General features: G+C 73.7%; 15 protein-coding genes, 1 pseudogene and 1 riboswitch. Of the genes and pseudogenes, 13 read left to right on the top strand and 3 right to left on the bottom strand.

Features of this window, described 5'->3' with window-relative positions:
* Positions 1-6: 6 nt before the first annotated feature.
* Positions 7-852, bottom strand: coding sequence for a M12 family metallo-peptidase (locus D6270_RS01670; RefSeq protein WP_109167109.1), 846 nt, complete (start codon positions 850-852; stop codon positions 7-9).
* A gap of 225 nt (positions 853-1,077) precedes the next feature.
* Between D6270_RS01670 and D6270_RS01665 the strand changes: the two are divergent.
* Positions 1,078-1,931, top strand: a pseudogene (locus D6270_RS01665) (ABC transporter substrate-binding protein).
* An 11-nt stretch (positions 1,932-1,942) separates the two neighbouring features.
* Here D6270_RS01665 and D6270_RS01660 read toward each other — a convergent pair.
* Complete coding sequence (locus D6270_RS01660) at positions 1,943-2,368, bottom strand: nuclear transport factor 2 family protein (RefSeq protein ID WP_109167111.1); 426 nt, start codon at positions 2,366-2,368, stop codon at positions 1,943-1,945.
* Positions 2,369-2,495: 127 nt separating this feature from the next.
* On the opposite strand from D6270_RS01660, the gene D6270_RS01655 reads away from it, so the two are divergent.
* The 12 genes from D6270_RS01655 (at position 2,496) to D6270_RS01600 (ending at position 15,688) form a co-directional block, all read left to right on the top strand.
* Positions 2,496-3,053, top strand: a complete 558-nt coding sequence (locus D6270_RS01655; RefSeq protein WP_109167112.1) for a PadR family transcriptional regulator — start codon at positions 2,496-2,498, stop codon at positions 3,051-3,053.
* Positions 3,054-3,137: 84 nt separating this feature from the next.
* Positions 3,138-3,752: a winged helix-turn-helix domain-containing protein gene (locus tag D6270_RS01650; RefSeq protein WP_109167113.1), complete on the top strand. Its 615-nt coding sequence runs from the start codon at positions 3,138-3,140 to the stop codon at positions 3,750-3,752.
* A complete protein-coding gene (locus tag D6270_RS01645; RefSeq protein ID WP_382774899.1) occupies positions 3,749-5,152 on the top strand; it encodes an MFS transporter in 1,404 nt (467 codons plus the stop codon). The genes D6270_RS01650 and D6270_RS01645 overlap by 4 nt, the downstream gene beginning before the upstream one ends.
* Before the next feature lie 113 nt (positions 5,153-5,265).
* The gene (locus D6270_RS01640; protein WP_109167114.1) at positions 5,266-6,222 is read left to right on the top strand and encodes a carbohydrate kinase family protein; all 957 of its coding nucleotides are present in this window, start codon (positions 5,266-5,268) and stop codon (positions 6,220-6,222) included.
* A 188-nt stretch (positions 6,223-6,410) separates the two neighbouring features.
* Positions 6,411-7,445 carry a beta-ketoacyl-ACP synthase 3 gene (locus D6270_RS01635; protein WP_109167115.1) on the top strand — a complete coding sequence of 345 codons (1,035 nt, stop codon included), beginning with the start codon at positions 6,411-6,413 and terminating at the stop codon, positions 7,443-7,445.
* Positions 7,429-8,685, top strand: coding sequence for a beta-ketoacyl-[acyl-carrier-protein] synthase family protein (locus tag D6270_RS01630; RefSeq protein ID WP_109167116.1), 1,257 nt, complete (start codon positions 7,429-7,431; stop codon positions 8,683-8,685). The genes D6270_RS01635 and D6270_RS01630 overlap by 17 nt, the downstream gene beginning before the upstream one ends.
* A gap of 63 nt (positions 8,686-8,748) precedes the next feature.
* Entirely contained in the window at positions 8,749-10,803 is a 2,055-nt protein-coding gene (locus D6270_RS01625; RefSeq protein WP_109167117.1) for an acyl-CoA dehydrogenase family protein, read from the top strand.
* Positions 10,804-10,889: 86 nt separating this feature from the next.
* Positions 10,890-11,171: an acyl carrier protein gene (locus tag D6270_RS01620; protein ID WP_225976749.1), complete on the top strand. Its 282-nt coding sequence runs from the start codon at positions 10,890-10,892 to the stop codon at positions 11,169-11,171.
* Entirely contained in the window at positions 11,168-12,391 is a 1,224-nt protein-coding gene (locus D6270_RS01615; RefSeq protein WP_109167119.1) for a beta-ketoacyl-[acyl-carrier-protein] synthase family protein, read from the top strand. Before D6270_RS01620 ends, D6270_RS01615 begins: the two co-directional genes overlap by 4 nt.
* Before the next feature lie 96 nt (positions 12,392-12,487).
* A riboswitch (cobalamin riboswitch) is annotated at positions 12,488-12,675 on the top strand.
* 60 nt (positions 12,676-12,735) lie between these two features.
* Entirely contained in the window at positions 12,736-13,785 is a 1,050-nt protein-coding gene (locus tag D6270_RS01610; RefSeq protein ID WP_109167120.1) for an ABC transporter substrate-binding protein, read from the top strand.
* Between the two features lie 119 nt (positions 13,786-13,904).
* Positions 13,905-14,906: a FecCD family ABC transporter permease gene (locus D6270_RS01605; protein ID WP_225977022.1), complete on the top strand. Its 1,002-nt coding sequence runs from the start codon at positions 13,905-13,907 to the stop codon at positions 14,904-14,906.
* Complete coding sequence (locus D6270_RS01600; protein WP_109167122.1) at positions 14,903-15,688, top strand: ABC transporter ATP-binding protein; 786 nt, start codon at positions 14,903-14,905, stop codon at positions 15,686-15,688. The genes D6270_RS01605 and D6270_RS01600 overlap by 4 nt, the downstream gene beginning before the upstream one ends.
* Before the next feature lie 114 nt (positions 15,689-15,802).
* Here D6270_RS01600 and D6270_RS01595 read toward each other — a convergent pair whose 3' ends face one another.
* Positions 15,803-16,828 (bottom strand): PRC and DUF2382 domain-containing protein, encoded by a 1,026-nt coding sequence (locus D6270_RS01595; protein ID WP_109167123.1) that lies wholly within the window; start codon positions 16,826-16,828, stop codon positions 15,803-15,805.
* Positions 16,829-16,856: the final 28 nt, after the last annotated feature.

Here is a 16,856-nt window from a genome sequence, read left to right as displayed (position 1 = left end):
GCCGGGTCAGGTCTTCGAACGGTATCCGGCCACGATCGGCATCGTCTCGCGCAGCACCCGCACACTGTCGTTCGATTCGTCGCCGAGCCGGTGGCCCCGCCAGCTCCCCTTCGCACTGGAGAACCGGCTGATGCGCTTGCAGTGGGTGCCGCACGAGGCGCGGTACGCCATGAGGGTGTAGTGCTGCCCGTCCTCGGTGATCCAGCCGGTGTTGTACGGGCGGGTGCGGCTCACGTTCATCGACCCGCCGGTGTCCGACGCCAGCGTCGTGCGGTCGTGGGCCAGGCCCAGGTTGTGCCCGATCTCGTGGCTCGCCGAGTCCAGTTCGATCCCGTCGACCTCGACGACGGAGTACGCGTACTCATGGGTGGAGCTGTCGAGGGCGGACGTGTAGTCCGCGGTGCCGCCGCCCCGCTCGGCCCGCTCCACGACGAGCGTCACCAGATCGGCGCCGTACCGCTCGCGTTGCTCGTGCACCTGGCGCCCGAGCCCCGAGGTGTGGTCCTTCAGTACGGCGTACGCGGCGCGGAACTCCTCCGAACCGTCGTACTCCTTCGCCGTGTAGGGGTGGACGATCCGGATGGTCCCGCAGAGCCCGTCGGCCGCCAGCGAGCGGTTCATCCGGGTCGCGATCCGCTGGGCCGACGCCGGGACCCGGTGCTGGCCGCCGAGCCGTTCGGCGGCCTTGGGGGTGTGGACCACCAGCACGTCCACGACCGGGCAGCGCACCGCTCCGGAAGCCGGAGCCGGAGCGGCCGGGGCGCTCGCCGACGTATCGGTGAGGAACGGGGCGGCGCAGAGGGACGCGGCGAGGCCGGCGGCCAGAGTCACTTTCAAGAGGGGTGCGCGCATGGGGAGTTGTCTCCATCGGAGAGGGCGGGCGGAGGCGGCCGCCAAGATCGCTGAACGTGTCTCCTTTCTAACACCGGGTGAACTCGACCGCCCGTCGCGCCGCATACGGGGTGGTACGAAGGTCGGTGCCGGGTCGAGGGGTGTGGCGGTGAGCAGGTGGGCAGGTACACCTGTACGAACTCGCACAAGCGGTACGGCAGTCGGTGGCAGAGGGGCGTGTGTGGCGTGACGGAACAGAGCGAATGGCGTTTCTCCGACGACCGGGGTCAGCTGTCGACGGCGCCCCGGCGGCCCGAGCGGGTGCTCGCCTATGTCCAGGCCGGGGCGACGCTGTGGGGCCTCGGCATCCGGCCGCAGGGGATCTTCGGCTCCGACCACGACGGTCCCGAGCCCGACCGTGAGAAGACCGGCACGCTTCCGCTGGACGAGGTCGCGTACGTCGGCGCGGGGAGCGGGCTGGACGTGGAGCGGCTGCTGAGCGGCGGGACCGATCTGGTGGTCGCGGTGAGCTACGGCAACGGCCATGTGTACGGGCTGGCGCCGGAGACCGCCAAGCAGCTGGAGGAGCGGGTCCCGGTCGTCGTCCTCGATGTGAGCCAGGCCCGGACGTTCGAGGAGATCGGCGACCGGTTCGCCGAGCTGGCCCGCTCGCTCGGCGCCGGGGGCCGCGCCGACGCGGACGCCGACCTCGACGCCGCCCGGGAGCGGCTGCGGGCCGTCGCCGCCGCCGGTGCGGCCGACCCGCCCCGCGTCCTCGCCCTCTCCCCGGCCGGACCCGATCAGGCCCATGTCGCCCGCCCCGGGATGTGGCCCGAGCTGCGCGTCCTGACCGAGCTCGGCGTCCACCTGGTGGAGCCGGCCCCGGGCCCCGGGGCCAACTGGTCCACCCTCGACCGGGCCGGGACCTTCGCGCTGCGCCCCGATGTGATCCTCGCCGACATCCGCGCCCACGCCGCCCCCCCGACGAGCTGGGCCGGGACGGCGGGGAGCCGGTCGTGCCGTGGAACCCGGAGCCCCTGTACGGCCCCCGCGACCACGCCCGCTTCCTCGGCCTGGTCGCGGACGCGCTGGAGGGATAGCCGGGAGAGGGCTACTCCGTCGGGACCAGTCCGTCGGCCACCAGCCCGGCGAGGACCGCCTCGCCGAGCGCGTGCACGGCGGACTGGGGCCGGACCATCACGGTGAATTCCTTGATCCGCCCGTCCTCGGCGAGGTGGACCAGGTCGATGCCGTGGATCTCCTTGCCGTTCACGGTCGCTCGGAAGAGGAGGACCGCGGCCGGGGCCTCGGCGCCGTCCACGCTGGTCTGTGCCGTGCCCCCGAACTCTCCGACGTAGCGGAAGTCCTCGAAGGTGCGCAGCAGGACCCCGAAGAGCCCCAGCACCATGGGCCGGCCCTCGAACGGGGTGAACTTCACCGGGCTGTAGAACCGGACGTCCTCGGTGAACAGATCGTCCAGGGCGCTGAGGTCGCGGGTGTCGACGGCCGTGCGGAAGCGGTCCACTGCGGTGGTCATGGCGTCTCCTCGAAGGCTGGTGCTCATGAAAGTGACTACTCATAAATATGAGTAGTCACTTTCATGACTATCATGGACCGCGCGCTCCTGGACAGGGGTGCGCGGACACCGAGAGGGAGGCGGTCCGATGGCCCTGCGCCACGCCGTGCTGGCGGCGCTGCTGGACGAGGAGCTGAGCGGATACGAGCTGGCCAAGGCCTTCGACATGGGCGTCGCCAACTTCTGGCACGCGCTGCCCCAGCAGCTGTACGCCGAGCTGGCCAAGCTGGAGAAGGAGGGCCTGGTCGCCGGGCGTGAGGTCGTGCAGGACACCCGGCCCAACAAGCGCCTGTTCCGGGTCACCGACGGCGGTCTCGCCGAGCTGGAGCGGTTCGCGGCGGTCGCCGCCAAGCCCTCGTTCATCCGGGACGACCTGCTCGTCAAGGTCCAGGCGGCCGACCATCTCGACCCCGGTGAGCTGATCGCCCGGCTGGCCGAGCGGGCGGAGTTCGCCGGGGCCAAGGCCGCGCAGTTCGAGGCGCTGCTCAAGGGGATGCGCGGCGAGCGGGCGGAGGAGGAGTTCCTGCGGTACGGAGAGCGGATCGGCCCCTATCTGACCTGCCGCCGCGGGCTGGACTTCGAGCGCGCCAACCGCGACTGGTGCAGGGAGGTCATCGAGGTCCTTCGAGCGCGGTCCGCCGGCTGAGGGGAGAGGGTCTGGTCCAACTCTCCAAAAAATATTCTGCAAAAATACTTTGGGAAAGTGGGCGATCCGTCCTACGCTCCTGCCATGGACAGCGAACCCACCCGCCGCGTACTCGATCCCGGCCGCGACGGAGCCGCGCTCAAGGCCCTCACCCACCCCCTGCGGATCGAACTGCTCGGGCTGCTGCGCCGGCACGGCCCGGCCACCGCCAGCGAGCTGGCCGCGCGGACGGGCGAGTCGTCCGCCTCCACCAGCTACCACCTGCGGGTACTCGCCAAGTACGCGTTCGTCGCCGAGGCCGACCATCGCGACAGCCGCGAACGCCGCTGGAAGGCCGTGCACACCCTCACCTCGTGGAGCAACGAGGCCATGCACCGGGCCCCCGGAGGCCGGGCCGCGCTCAGCACGCTCCGCCGCCGCCAGCTCGAACACCTGGAGCGCTCGCTGGCCCGCCACGAGGACGACCTGGAGAACGGCCGGCTGGACACCGCCTGGCAGGAGCCGTCGGGCCTGAGCGACTCCCTGCCCCGGCTGACCCCGGAGTCGCTGACCGAGCTGTGGGAGACGGTCGCCACGAAGATGGCCGAACTGACCGCCCGCGACGCGGACGACCCCCGTGCCGAACAGGTCGTGGTCGTCACGGCCGGACTTCCGCTGGCACCGGAACCCGCCCCCGACGCGGAGGGGCCCGCCTCGTGAGCGCCGGAACCGACACCCCCCGGTCCGGCGACGAGGCGTCGATACCGAGACCGCCCGCTCCCACCGGGCGCGGCCTCGACCCGCTGACCGCGCGCCGCCGGTTCACCACGGTCTCCTTCCTCTTCTGGCTCCCCGTCGGCATGTCCGTCGCGACCGGCGTGCTCCTCTTCACCGACCGGAGCATGGGCCTCGCCGCCATCGCCGGGTTCTTCGCCGTGCACTCCCTCACGGCCGCCGCGATGGAGCTGCCCACCGGCGGACTCTCCGACGTCATCGGGCGCCGTGCCGTCCTGGCCACCGCCGGGCTGCTCAACTGCACCGCCTTCACCCTCTTCGGTCTCGCCGGAGCGGCCTGGGCCATCACTCTCGGCATGGCCCTGATGGGCTGCGCCCGCGCCCTGTCCAGCGGACCCGCCGAAGCCTGGTACGTCGACACCGTCCACGCCCACGCGGGCCCCGACGCCGACCTCCGTACGGGCCTGGCGCGCGGCAGCTCCGCCATGTCGGCGGCCCTCGCGCTCGGAACCCTGCTCGGCGGCGGGCTGCCCTGGCTGCTCGGCCCCGGCATCGGCGTGGGGGAGTGGCTGACCGGCACGACCGGCGGGCTCGTCATCCCGCTCTCCGTACCCGCCCTCCTCGGCGCGCTCGTCGAGATCGTCTTCGTCCTCTACGTGCTGAGCGCCCTGCCCGAACCGCCCCGGCCCCCGGCCACCCTGCGCGGGGTCGTCGGCGGTGTGCCCGCCGCCATCGGCGCCGGGCTCCGGCTCGGCGCCCGGGACGCCCTCATCCGGCGCATCCTGCTGACCGCGAGCGCCGCCGGGGCCGCGCTGGCCGCCGTCGAACTGCTCACCCCGGGCCGGGCCGCCGCCCTGATGGGAACGGCCGAATCCGGGGCGCTGCTCTTCGCCGGACTCGCCTGCGCCGGATTCCTGTGCTCCGCCCTCGGCAGCCAACTCGCCCCGCTCGCCGCCAGGCTGACTCGCAGCAGTGAGCGCGCGGTGCTGTCCGGCGGTGGGGTGGTCGCGCTCGGACTGATCTTGCTGGGTGTCACCACCGGCGCCACCAGCCCCCTCGCCACGACGGCCGCCGTCACCGGCTACGGGCTGGTGTACCTGGGGCTCGGGGTCGTGGGCCCCAACACCAACGACCTGCTGCACCGCCGGGTCGACGCCTCGGGCCGCGCCACCGCCCTCTCGGTCCAGTCGCTCGCCCTCCAGCTGGTGGCCGCCGGCGCCGGACTGGCCGCCGGGGCCCTGCCGCTCGGCCCGCTGCCCTGGCTGCTGGCCGCCGCGGTCGTGCTGGCCGTGGCCCTGCTCTGGGCCCGCCGGGTCGCCGTGAGCCCGCAGGTGTCCGTGCCCTCCGCGCAGCCCGTTCCGGCCGTATCGGCGCCTGAACGGTGACCGGACGGTGCCCGATGCGCCGGGTGGCTTCCGCCCGGCGGGCAGCATCGGGCTGAATGGGTGCGGAGGACCCGAGGACACCCACGTCACGGCAGTTGAGGAGATCCACCCCCATGCTCGACCACAGCGAACTGCTGGTCGTCGGCGAATGCGTCGCCGACATCGTCCGGCAGCCGGACCAGGACGACCGGGCCCACCCCGGCGGCAGCCCCGCCAACGTCGCCTACGGCCTGGCCCGCCTCGGCCACCGCGCCACCCTCCTCACCCAGCTCGGCGCCGACCCGAACGGGCAGCTGATCCGGGACCACCTGGCCTCCGCCGGAGTCACCGTCCGTACCGACGGCTCCACGACCGCCACCCCGTCGGCCGTCGTCACCCTGGACGGGGCCGGGCAGGCCTCGTACGCCTTCGACATCGCCTGGACCCTCGCCCCGGTCGCCGTCGGCCCCGCTCCGGGCCATGTGCACACCGGGTCGATCGGTGCGGTGGTGGAGCCGGGGGCGGCCACGGTCCTGGACATCGTGCGCGCCGCCCGGACCACCGCGACCGTCAGCTACGACCCCAACGTGCGGCCCGCCCTCATGGGCGACCACGCGGCGGCCGTGGCCCGGGTCGAGGCGTGCGTCGCCCTGAGCGACCTGGTCAAGGCGAGCGACGAGGACCTGGCGTGGCTGTATCCGGGGGAGGAGCCGGAGAGAGTCGCCGTGCGCTGGCTGGAGCAGGGGCCGGCCGCCGTCCTCGTCACCCGGGGCGGCGACGGCGCCCTGGCGGTGCTGCCCGGCGGCCGGATCACGGTGGGGGCCGCGACGGTCGAGGTCGTGGACACCGTCGGCGCGGGCGACGCGTTCATGTCGGGGACCCTCCACGCGCTGGCGGCGCACGGCCTCCTCGGCGCCGGGGCGCGGGAGCGGCTGCACGCCGTGGACCGGGACACCCTCACCGACGTACTGCGCCACGCGGTGGCCGCGGCCGCCGTCACCGTCTCCCGGGCCGGTGCCAACCCGCCCGACGCGGCAGAGCTCCGGGAGGCGCTCGGTCGTGAAGGGGCGCAGGGAGGCGCTCGGCCATAACTGACAAACCGTCATGACCCGTTCGGCCCAGTCGAACGCACCCTCGCCAGGCGTCCCGCCGTTCGTCAACCGTTCGCAGTATGACAACGGGATCGGGGCAGCGGGTGGCGAGCAGACGGGCAGTGGGCAGCGGTGCGGGGCCGCAGGCGCGGGAGCGCGCCTTAGCGGACGGCGGCGGGCGCACGGCGGTGCTGGAGAGCGTGGCGGGCTGGGTGCCGGGCGAGCCGGTCCCCAACGATCAGCTCCCCGCCGACTGGGGCGTCGACGACGCCTGGGTCCGCCGCCGCACCGGCATCGGCGGCCGGCACCGCGCCGGGCCCGGGGTCGCCACCGGTGACCTCGCCTACGAGGCGGCCTCACGGCTGCTCGCGGGTTCCCCGGCGGCCGGACCGGTGGAGGCGGTGGTCCTCGCCACCGCCACCCCCGACCACCTCTGCCCCGGCACCGCCCCCGCCCTCGCGGCCCGGCTCGGCCTCGGCACCGTACCGGCGCTGGACATCGCGGCCGTGTGCAGCGGCTTCGTCTACGGGCTCGCCCTGAGCCACGGGCTGATCGCCTCCGGGCTCTACGGGCGCATCCTGCTGGTCGGCGCCGACGTCTACTCGACCTGGCTCGACCCCGACGACCGCTCCGCCGGTGTCGTCTTCGGCGACGGAGCGGGCGCGGCCCTGGTGGCGGCCGGGCGGACCGGTGACCCCGGTGAACTGCTCGCCTTCGACCTGGGCAGCGACGGCACCGGCGACGGCCTGATCACCGTCCCCGGCGGCGGCGCCCGGGCCCGGGCGGACGGGAAGCCGCCGGCGCTGTCGGACGCGTACTTCCGGATGCAGGGCCAGACCGTCTACCAGCACGCCGTGGAGCGGATGACCGGCTCGTGCCGGGTGCTGTTGGAGCGGGTGGGCTGGGACCCGGCCGAGGTCGACCACTTCGTGCCGCACCAGGCCAACGCGCGGATCCTGCGCGCCGTCGCGGACCGGGTCGGCATCGCGCCGCAGCGCTGTGTCACCCATCTGGAGCGGGTCGGCAACACCGGCGCCGCCTCCATCCCCCTGGCGCTGGCCGACGCGGCGGGCCGGGGGCTGCTCCAGGGCGGGGACCGGGTGCTGCTCACCGCGTTCGGGGGCGGATTGACCTGGGGTTCGGCGGCACTTCGGTGGCCGGGGACCCCGCAGACCATCTCGACGGATTCTACGGAAGGAACACAGCATGTCGCAGTCCGCTGATCAGGGCACCGGAGCCGCCACCGGCACCGCCATCGCGGTGACGGGGGTCGGCCTGGTGACACCCGCAGGGGCTGATGAGCACAGCTTCTGGGAGGGGCTGTGCTCCGGGCACTCCACCGCCCGCCGACGGCCGGAACTGGCCGGTCTCCCGGTCGACTTCGCCTGCGCGGTCGACTCCATCGACCTGGACGAGGCGGTGGGCGGCCGCTCGGTGTGGCGGATGGCCCGGTTCGTGAAACTGGCCGTCGTCGCGGCCCGGCAGGCCGTCGCCGACGCCGGTCTCGACCCGGCGGTGTGGGACGGCGGCCGGGTCGGCGTGGTGCTCGGCGTCGGTGTCGGGGGCGTCTCCGTCCTGGTCGACAACGCCGCCAGGCTGGCCGCGTCGGGGCCGGAGGCGGTCTCGCCGCTGCTCGTCCCGATGATGATCCCCAACGCGGCGGCGGGCGAGGTCGCCATCGCCCTGAAGGCGGGCGGCCCGTCCCTGGCGCCCGCGACCGCCTGCGCCTCCGGGGCCACCGCGATCGCCGTCGCCCGCGATCTGCTGCTCGGCGGCGGCTGCGACGTGGTGGTGGCCGGGGGCGCGGAGTCGGTGCTCACCCCGCTGGTGGTGACCGCGTTCGCGCGGATGGGCGCGCTCTCCACCCGTACCGCCGATCCGGCCGGTGCCTCGCGGCCGTTCGCCGACGACCGGGACGGGTTCGTGATCGGCGAGGGGGCCGCCATGCTCGTCCTGGAGCGCGAGGAGGCGGCCCGCGCCCGGGGCGGCCGGGCCCGCGCCCTGCTCACCGGGGCCGGTTCCAGCACGGACGCCCACCACCCCACCGCCCCGGCCCCCGACGGGCGGGGCGCCCAGCGCGCGGTGCAGGCGGCTCTCGACCAGGCGGGGTGGGCGCCGGGCGAGGTCGACCACATCAACGCGCACGGCACCTCCACCCCCCTCAACGACGCCATGGAGACCACCCTCATCTCCCGGCTCTTCCCGCACCGCCCACCGGTCACCGCACCCAAGGGCGTCCTCGGCCACACCCTCGCGGCGGCGGGCGCGATCGAGGCGGTCGCCACCGTCCTGACGCTGGAACGTTCCCTCATCCCGCCGATCGCCAACCTGGACTCCCTCCCCGACGCCTTCCCCCTCGACTGCGTGGTGAAGGAGCCCCGCCACCAGCGGGTGGAGCGCGCGGTGAGCCACTCCTTCGGCTTCGGCGGGCACAACGTGGCGCTCGCCTTCCAACGCACCTGACCCCGCAGGGCCGTTCGGGAACGGCGAGGGGTGTCCTCGCCGTTCCTTGATCGTTACCCTGTCGTGACCGTATCCACGCATGAACCACCCAGGCCCTCCACAATCGATCTGCTCACCCGAGTGCTCTACGGCGACAACTTCCGCCAGGAGCACGGGTTCTGGCGACGACTGCTCACAACAGAACCGTTTCGCCGATCCGGTGGGGGCACCCCCGACGAACGGCTCGCCCTCTCCTACCACCGGCTCCGCATCCTCAACAACGCGCTGGACAGCGGCGCGAGGCTGGCCGCCGACCCGCGCGCCCTGGCCGCTCTGCACGAATGGCTCGGCCCGGTCGACCCGGCGCTGACCACCGTCGCGGGCATCCACTACAACCTCTTCCTCGGCTCCCTCCTCGACCACGACCCGGGCACGCTGCGGGACCTGTCGGACTTCCTGGAGCTGCGGAACATCGGCACCTTCCTCTGTACGGAGGTGGCGCACGGCAACGACGCGGCGGCCGTCGAGACGACCGCGACGTACGACCGCGAACGCGACGGCTTCGTCCTGCACACGCCAAACTCCGGCGCCCAGAAGTTCATGCCCAACACCAGCCCCGCGGGCGGTCCCAAGACCGGTGTGGTGGCCGCCCGGCTCCTCGCCGACGGCACCGACCACGGGGTCTTCCTCTTCCTCGCCCCGCTCACCGACGCCACCAGCGCCCTGCCCGGCGTACGGGTGCGGCGGCTGCCCGCCCGGATGGGCTCCCCGGTCGACCACTGCCTCACCTCCTTCGACCGCTACTTCGTGCCGCGCGAGGCCCTGCTCGCCGGGGAACAGGGGCGGATCGGCGCGGACGGGCGGTTCACCAGCGAACTGGCCAACCGCAGAAGGCGGTTCCTCCTCTCCATCGGCCGAGTCACCCCCGGCAAGCTCTCCATGAGCGCCTGCGCGGTCGGCTCCGCCCGGGTCACCCTCGCCCTCGCGATCCGGTACGCCGGTCACCGGCTGGTCTCCGGCTCGCGCGGCTCGCGCCGGGTGCCGGTCTACGCGCACCGCAGCCACCACGGCCCGCTCGCCGGGGCGATGGCGACCGTCTTCGCGATGAGCCTGCTGCACCGCCGGGCGCTGGACCGCTGGGAGTCCGCCCCGGCCGCCGACCGGGCCGAGGCCGAGCGGCTGGTCGCCGTCGCCAAGGGGTGGATCACCTGGCAGGCGCGCGGCGTCATCGTCGAGTGCCGGGAGCGGTGCGGGGCCCAGGGGCTGCTGGAGAACAACGGCATGACCGAACTGTTCACCGGCATCGAGGGCGCCATCACCGCGGAGGGCGACAACCTCGCCGTCCACGCCAAGGCCGCCGCCGAGATGCTGTTCAGCGTCACCGTCCGGGACGAGGAGGAGTCCGGGCGGCCCGGAGAGCTGGACGACCCCCGCTTCCTGGGGCGACTGCTGGCGGCGGTGGAGGACATCTGGTTCGACCGCGCCCGGGAGCGGATCAGCGCCGCCCCGGCCGGCGATCCGCTCGGCCGGTGGAACGCCGCCTCGGGCCCCGCGCTGCGCGGGGTGGAGGCGTACGGCTACCGGCAGGCGGGCGAGGCGTACGAACAGGCCGCCGCCGTACTGCCCGAAGGCCCGGCCCGCGAGCGGCTGACCGAGCTGCACCGGCTCTTCGCCCTCCAGTGGATCGCCCGCAACAGCGGCGACCTGCTGGCCGCCGGACGGCTGACCGCCGAACAGGTGTCCTTGCTGCCCGACGCCGTGGAGCGGCTCATCGCGACCGTGGCCCTCCACGCCCCCGAGCTGGTGAAGTCGTTCGCACTGCCCGAGCGGCTGATGTCGGACTGGCCGATCGCCGGACCCGGTTACGCCGACGCCTACGACGACCCGGAGGGGGCCTGGCACCGGGACCGCAGGCCGGGGGGAGCGGTGGGGCGCAAGCCGGGCGGAGCCGGACGACGTACGGCGGACTTCCGGCGGCCCGCCTGCGGCAGCAAGCGGCGGCGTCCGCTGCGCGAGAAGGTGGCGGCGCTCGGGACGCGCGGGGTGCTGCTGGCGTACTGGGGAACCACCTCGGTGCTCTCCCGATGGTTCGAGAAGCCGCAGGTGAGCGTAGACGAATCGGTTCGCCCCAAGGCGTAACCGGAGGTTCTCATTCCAGTTATTTCGACGGTGGGCCGTGCGTCGTGCCCCCGCTGTCCAGGACGCCGCAGATGAGAGGAAACACCGTGAAGAGCCAGACCATCCACCCGAAGATCACCGAGGTGCTGACCGAGACGTTCAAGGTGCCCGCAGCCGAAATCCTGCCGGAGTCCACGATGGACAGCCTGGAGATGGACTCCCTGGCGGTCGCCGAGTTCGCCGTCATCATCAAGGAGACCCTGGGGGTCGCCGCCGACTCCGAGAAGCTCTACAAGGACGCCACGCTGGCCGACATCTCCGCGTTCATCGACGCGGCCGTCGGCGGCGAGGAGGCAGGCAGTGCGGTGCCGGTGAGCAACACCCGATGAACCGACCCGCCATCGCCGTCACCGGCCTGGGGATGATCACCCCGGCCGGCCACACCACCGACACCACCTGGGACGGGGTCTGCCGCGGGGAGTCCTTCGCGCGCACCGTCCCCGAACTGCACGGCTGCGCCGTCGACTTCGCCTGTACGGTCTCCGGCATCGATCTGGACGAGGCGGTCGGCGGCCGGACCGCCTTCCGGATGGGCCGGTACGTCAAGTTCGCCGTCCTCGCCGCACGGGAGGCGGTGGCCGACGCCGGGCTCGACCCCGCCCACTGGGACGGCGCCCGCGTCGCCGTCGTCGTCGGCACCAGCAGCGGCGGCTCCGCCGGACTGACCGAACAGGCCGTCGCCCTGGAGCGGCGCGGCCCCGAGGCCACCTCGCCCTCGGGCATCCTGCTCACCATCCCGAGCATGCCCGCGGCCGAGATCGCCATCCAGATGAAGGCCACGGGCCCCAGCCTCGCCCCCTGCACGGCCTGCTCCTCCGGGGTGACCGCCCTCTCCGTGGCCCGCGACATGCTGGCGCTCGGACAGTGTGACATCGCGATCGCCGGAGCCACCGAGTCGATCGTCTTCCCGGTCGCCATGACCGGCTTCGCCCGCTCGGGCGCGGCGGCCCCGCGGGACGGGGACCCCGCCCGCCTCTGCCGCCCCTTCGCCGCCGACCGGGCCGGACTCGTCATGGGCGAGGGCGCCGCGATCATGGTCCTGGAGCGGGCGGCGGACGCCCGCGCCAGGGGAGCGGCCCCCCGGGCGCTGCTGGCCGGTACGGGCGCCACGACCGACGCCCACCACCCGACCTCCCCGCACCCCTCCGGGGCGGTCGCGCAGGCGGCCGTCGACGCGGCGCTGGCCGACGCGGGGTGGCGGGCCGAGGACGTCGACCACGTCAACGCGCACGGGACCTCGACCCCCCTGAACGACGCCACGGAAGCCGCCCTCATCGGCCGGGCCTACCCGCACCGGCCGCCCGTCACCGCCCCCAAGGGCGTACTGGGCCACTGCATGGGGGCGGCCGGTGCCATCGAGGCGGGGCTGACCGTCCTGACGCTCCAGCACGGCATCGTCCCGCCGATCGCCAACCTGGACGCCCCCGACCCCGGGTTCGCCATCGACTGCGTCACCAAGACCCCGCGTGAGCTGCCCGTACGACGGGCCGTCAGCCACTCCTTCGGGTTCGGCGGACAGAACGCGGTGATCGCGCTCCAGGCTCCGTAAGGCGCTGCCGGGCCGGTGCGGCGGGACGATCCCGCGCCGCACCGGCCCACCCGGGGGAGCGGCCCCTGCACCGGCTCTGAGCTGCGCGAAGACCCGTGATAGCTTGCCGGGGCCAGTCGAACCCCAGCGACGGGGTCAGGGAATCCGGTGCGAGACCGGAACTGACGCGCAGCGGTGAGGGGGACGGGCGGGGCCACGGCCACTGGAGCGCACACGCGTTCCGGGAAGGCGTCCCGCCCGGACGAACCCGAGTCCGAAGACCTGCTGGCACCCGTGCCCCGCACCGGGACACGGGAAGCGTACGACGGGCTCCGCGGCTGGGCCCAGAGACACCGAGGTCCTCCGTGCTGTCCAAGGCCACCCCTGCCCCGATACGCACCGCCGCCCTGTTCGCGGCCGGCGTCGTCCTGCTCACCGCCTGCGGCGGCGGGTCCACCACCTCGTCCGCCGAGGGCGGCGAACGGGCCGACGGCTTCCCGCTCACCCTCAGGAACTGCGGCCGCACCGTCACCGTGAAGGCGCCGCCCCAGCGGGCCGTCTCGGTCGACCAGGGATCGACCGAGATCCTGCTCTCGCTCGGCCTCGCCGACCGGCTCGCGGGCTCCGCCACCTGGAGCGACCCGGTGATGAAGGGCCTGGAGAAGGCCAACGAGGGCGTGGAGCGCATATCGGAGAACCGGCCCTCCTCGGAGAAGGTCCTCGACAAGGAGCCCGACTTCCTCTCCGCCTCCTTCACCTCCACCCTCGCCAAGGGCGGCGTCGCACCCCGCGAACAGTTCGAGAAGCTGGGCGTCCCCACCTACATCTCGCCCGCCGACTGCATCGGCAAGGACAACAGCGGCGGTGGTGACGGAGCCCGTACCGCACCCCTCACCATGGACAGCGTCTACACCGAAGTCCGGGAACTCTCCCAGGTGTTCGGCGTCCCCGAGCGCGGCGACGCCCTGGTGAAGAAGCTCCGGGCCCGGGTGGCGAAGGCCACGGACGGCATCGACGGATCGAAGGCCTCCCTCCTCTACTGGTTCTCCGACTCCAAGGCCCCCTACCTCGCGGGCTGCTGCGGCGCCCCCGGTGTCATCACCCGGGAGCTGGGCGCGAAGAACGCCTTCGACGACACCCACGACGAATGGCCACAGATCAGCTGGGAGACGGTCGCCGACCGCAACCCCGACGTCCTGGTCATCGGCGACCTGAGCCGCACGATGCAGACCGCCGAGAGCGCCGAGAAGAAGATCGAGTTCCTGGAGTCCAATCCGGTCACCAGGACCATGGACGCCGTCAGGAACCGCCGGTACGTGCTGCTCAGCGGGCAGGCGATGAACCCCACCATCCGGACCGTCGAGGGAGTGGAGCGGGTCGCCGCGGGGCTGCGCGACTTCGGGCTCGCGGGGTGAGCGGGGGGAACCCGGAGGTGAGGGAGACCGCGGCGCTGAAGGAGCCCCGGGCCGGGAAGGAGACCGCGGACCGGGAGGCATCGGCTGCGCCGGGCCCGGTCCGGGGCAGCGGCCCGCTCGTGGCCCTGCTCTGGGCCGGCGGGCTCGCGCTCCTGCTGCTCTCCGTCGCCGTCGCCGTCACGATCGGGCCCGCCCGGATCTCCGTCCCCGACGTCTGGTCCGCCGTCGCCTCCCACCTGGGCTTCGGCGCCTCGGAGCTGAGCCCGATCCGGGACGGCATCATCTGGAACCTGCGCATGCCCCGAACCCTGCTCGCCGCCGTGTGCGGCGCCGGGCTCGCGGTGTGCGGCACGGTGATGCAGTCCCTGCTGCGGAACCCGCTCGCCGACCCCTTCGTCCTCGGCGTCTCCTCCGGAGCCTCCACCGGGGCGGTCGTGGTGGTCGTCCTCGGCGTCGGCGGGGGAGCGGTGTCGCTGTCGGCCGGGGCGTTCGTCGGGGCCATCTGCTCGTTCGCCCTGGTGCTGCTGCTGAGCCACACCCTCGGCTCCACCACCGACCGGGTGGTGCTCTCCGGGGTCGCCGCGATGCAGCTCTTCTCCGCGCTGACCTCGTTCGTCGTGATGACCTCCGCCGACGCCGAGCAGACCCGCGGAGTGCTCTTCTGGCTGCTCGGCTCGCTCAGCGGGGTCGGCTGGAGCGAGGTCGCCCTCTGCACCGCCGTCCTCGGACTCTGCCTGGTGATCTGCCTGGCCCACGCCCGTACCCTCGACGCCTTCGCCTTCGGGCAGGACGCGGCGGCCGCGCTCGGCGTGAACGTCGCCCGCACCCGGATCGTGCTGCTGTGCACCACCGCCCTGCTGACCGCCGCCCTCGTCAGCTCGGCCGGAGCGATCGGCTTCGTCGGCCTGGTCCTCCCGCACGCCGCCCGTGCCCTCACCGGCTCCGGGCACCGGCGCCTGCTGCCGGTCACCGCGCTGGCCGGGGCGATCTTCCTCGTCTGGGTCGACACGCTCGCCCGCACGGTCCTGGACCCGCAGGAGGTGCCCGTCGGCGTCGTCACCGCGCTGATCGGCGTGCCCGCGTTCGTCGCCGTCCTCTACCGCACCCGGAGCACGCCATGAGCCTCGTCGACAGCGGCGGCCTGCGCGCCGAGCGGGTCTGCCGGACGGCCGGCGGCCGCCTCATCCTCGACGGGGTGGACATCACCCCGCCGCCCGGCGACACCGTCGGGCTGCTCGGCCCCAACGGCTCCGGCAAGTCCACCCTGCTGCGGATCCTCGCCGGCCTCCTCGCCCCGGACACCGGCACCGTCACCCTCGACGGCGCCCCCCTCACCGCCCTCGGCCGCCGCACCGTCGCCCGCCGGATCGCCGTGGTCGACCAGCACGCCGTCACCCAGGTCGACCTCAGCGTCCTGGACGTCGTACGCCTCGGCCGCATCCCGCACCGCCGCCCCTGGTCCGCCCCCGACCGTCACGACGAGGAAGCGGTCACCGACGCCCTGCGGCGCACCGGCCTCACCGGCCGGGCCGCACAGTCCTGGCACACCCTCTCCGGCGGCGAACGCCAGCGCGTCCAGATCGCCCGGGCGCTGGCCCAGCGGCCCCGCGAACTCCTCCTCGACGAGCCGACGAACCACCTGGACATCCAGCACCAGCTGGAACTGCTGGCCCTGGTCGCCGCACTGCCCCTCACCAGTGTCATCGCCCTGCACGACCTCAACCTCGCCGCGATGTTCTGCGACCGGATCACCGTGATGAAGGCGGGCCGGGTCGTCGCGGGCGGCACCCCGGCCGAGGTCATCACCGAGGAGCTGATCGAGGACGTCTACGGGGTCCGGGCGGTCGTCACGCCGGACGGGCCGGACGGACGTCCCTCGGTACGGTTCCTGCCGCGCCGCTGACCGTCGGCCCACCGCGCTTCCCCGGACAGCCCTCCGGGCGGACCCGTTGGCACGGGCCCGCCCGGAGGCCGAGGACATGGGAGCGGCCTTCCGGCCGCCGGAGGGGGTGCGCCGTCAGCGGCGGCGTCCCCGGCCGAACTCGCCACCGGTGTCCTTGCCGGTGTCCATGTCCTTGCCGTCGCCGTAGTCGATCTTCTCCTTGCGGATCTCGGCGGAGACTTCCTTCTGCTCGGTGACCCGTTCGGTCTCCAGGCGGACCCGCTCCACCGGGACGGCCTCCTTGCGGACCGTGGCGCGCTCCGCGTGCAGCGTGACCTCCACGTCCTGTTCGCCGAGGTCCGTCGTCCCGGTCACCTTCTCACCGGGCCGCAGCGGCTCGCGGACCACCCGCACCTCCTCGTGGGAGACGGGCACGGACCGGGTGACCTCCTCGGTCACCACGTACTTGTGCAGCCTCGCCCGGCCGCTCTCGTACTCCTCCGTACCGACGTGCAGCTGCTCCTCGGAGCGGATCATCTCCTCCGTGCCGCTCATGTCGGCCGCCCGGGTCCCCGCGCCCGCCAGGGGGCGGGACGTGGCAGAGGCGTCCGTGTCGCGGTGCTTGCCGGTGCCGGCCATACCGGCCGCTCCGGTCGTGCCCGCGGCTCCGGCGCCGGTGGTGGTCCTGTCGGCGGCCTGGGCGTTCGGCTGCATGTCCTTGCCCCGGGCCGCACCCGCCGCACCCGCTCCGGCCGCGCCCATGGCGCCGGTTCCGGCGACCGTCCGGGCGTCGCCGCCCGTGCCGGTGCCCTTGCCGGTGTCACCGAGGTTGCCGGACTTCCTGGTCAGGCCGTAGTGCCGGTAGAGCTCCTCCTCCTCGGCGACGGACAGATGGGCGTCCGCGTCCACGCGAGGCGCGTCCTTGACCGTGTCCTTGGAGTGCGAGACATGCAGGTCGGAGCCCACCCGACGGGCTCCGGCGAGCGGTACGAAGCTCTCCTTCATGCCGAACATGCCGGTCTTGACCGTCACCCAGTCGGGCTTGCCGGTGTCGTCGTCGACGTACACCCGGCCCACGCTGCCGACCTTCTCGCCCTCGTTGTCGTACACGGTCAGACCGTCGAGCTCTCCGGAATCCGTGAAACCGTCAGCGGCTCCCATAACCGAACCCTCCTCGCTGGGCGCGCCC

Source organism: Streptomyces griseus subsp. griseus (assembly GCF_003610995.1).
GTDB lineage: Bacteria > Actinomycetota > Actinomycetes > Streptomycetales > Streptomycetaceae > Streptomyces.
The sequence above is the reverse complement of the archived record's forward strand: the minus strand, read 5'-3'. Positions and strand labels throughout refer to the sequence as shown.

Bases quoted from the DNA above. Each gene is read 5' to 3' on its own strand.
- D6270_RS01670 (WP_109167109.1), bottom strand. From the start codon at position 852: ATGCGCGCACCCCTCTTGAAAGTGACTCTGGCCGCCGGCCTCGCCGCG.
- D6270_RS01660 (WP_109167111.1), bottom strand. From the start codon at position 2,368: ATGACCACCGCAGTGGACCGCTTCCGCACGGCCGTCGACACCCGCGAC.
- D6270_RS01655 (WP_109167112.1), top strand. From the start codon at position 2,496: ATGGCCCTGCGCCACGCCGTGCTGGCGGCGCTGCTGGACGAGGAGCTG.
- D6270_RS01650 (WP_109167113.1), top strand. From the start codon at position 3,138: ATGGACAGCGAACCCACCCGCCGCGTACTCGATCCCGGCCGCGACGGA.
- D6270_RS01640 (WP_109167114.1), top strand. From the start codon at position 5,266: ATGCTCGACCACAGCGAACTGCTGGTCGTCGGCGAATGCGTCGCCGAC.
- D6270_RS01630 (WP_109167116.1), top strand. From the start codon at position 7,429: ATGTCGCAGTCCGCTGATCAGGGCACCGGAGCCGCCACCGGCACCGCC.
- D6270_RS01615 (WP_109167119.1), top strand. From the start codon at position 11,168: ATGAACCGACCCGCCATCGCCGTCACCGGCCTGGGGATGATCACCCCG.
- D6270_RS01600 (WP_109167122.1), top strand. From the start codon at position 14,903: ATGAGCCTCGTCGACAGCGGCGGCCTGCGCGCCGAGCGGGTCTGCCGG.
- D6270_RS01595 (WP_109167123.1), bottom strand. From the start codon at position 16,828: ATGGGAGCCGCTGACGGTTTCACGGATTCCGGAGAGCTCGACGGTCTG.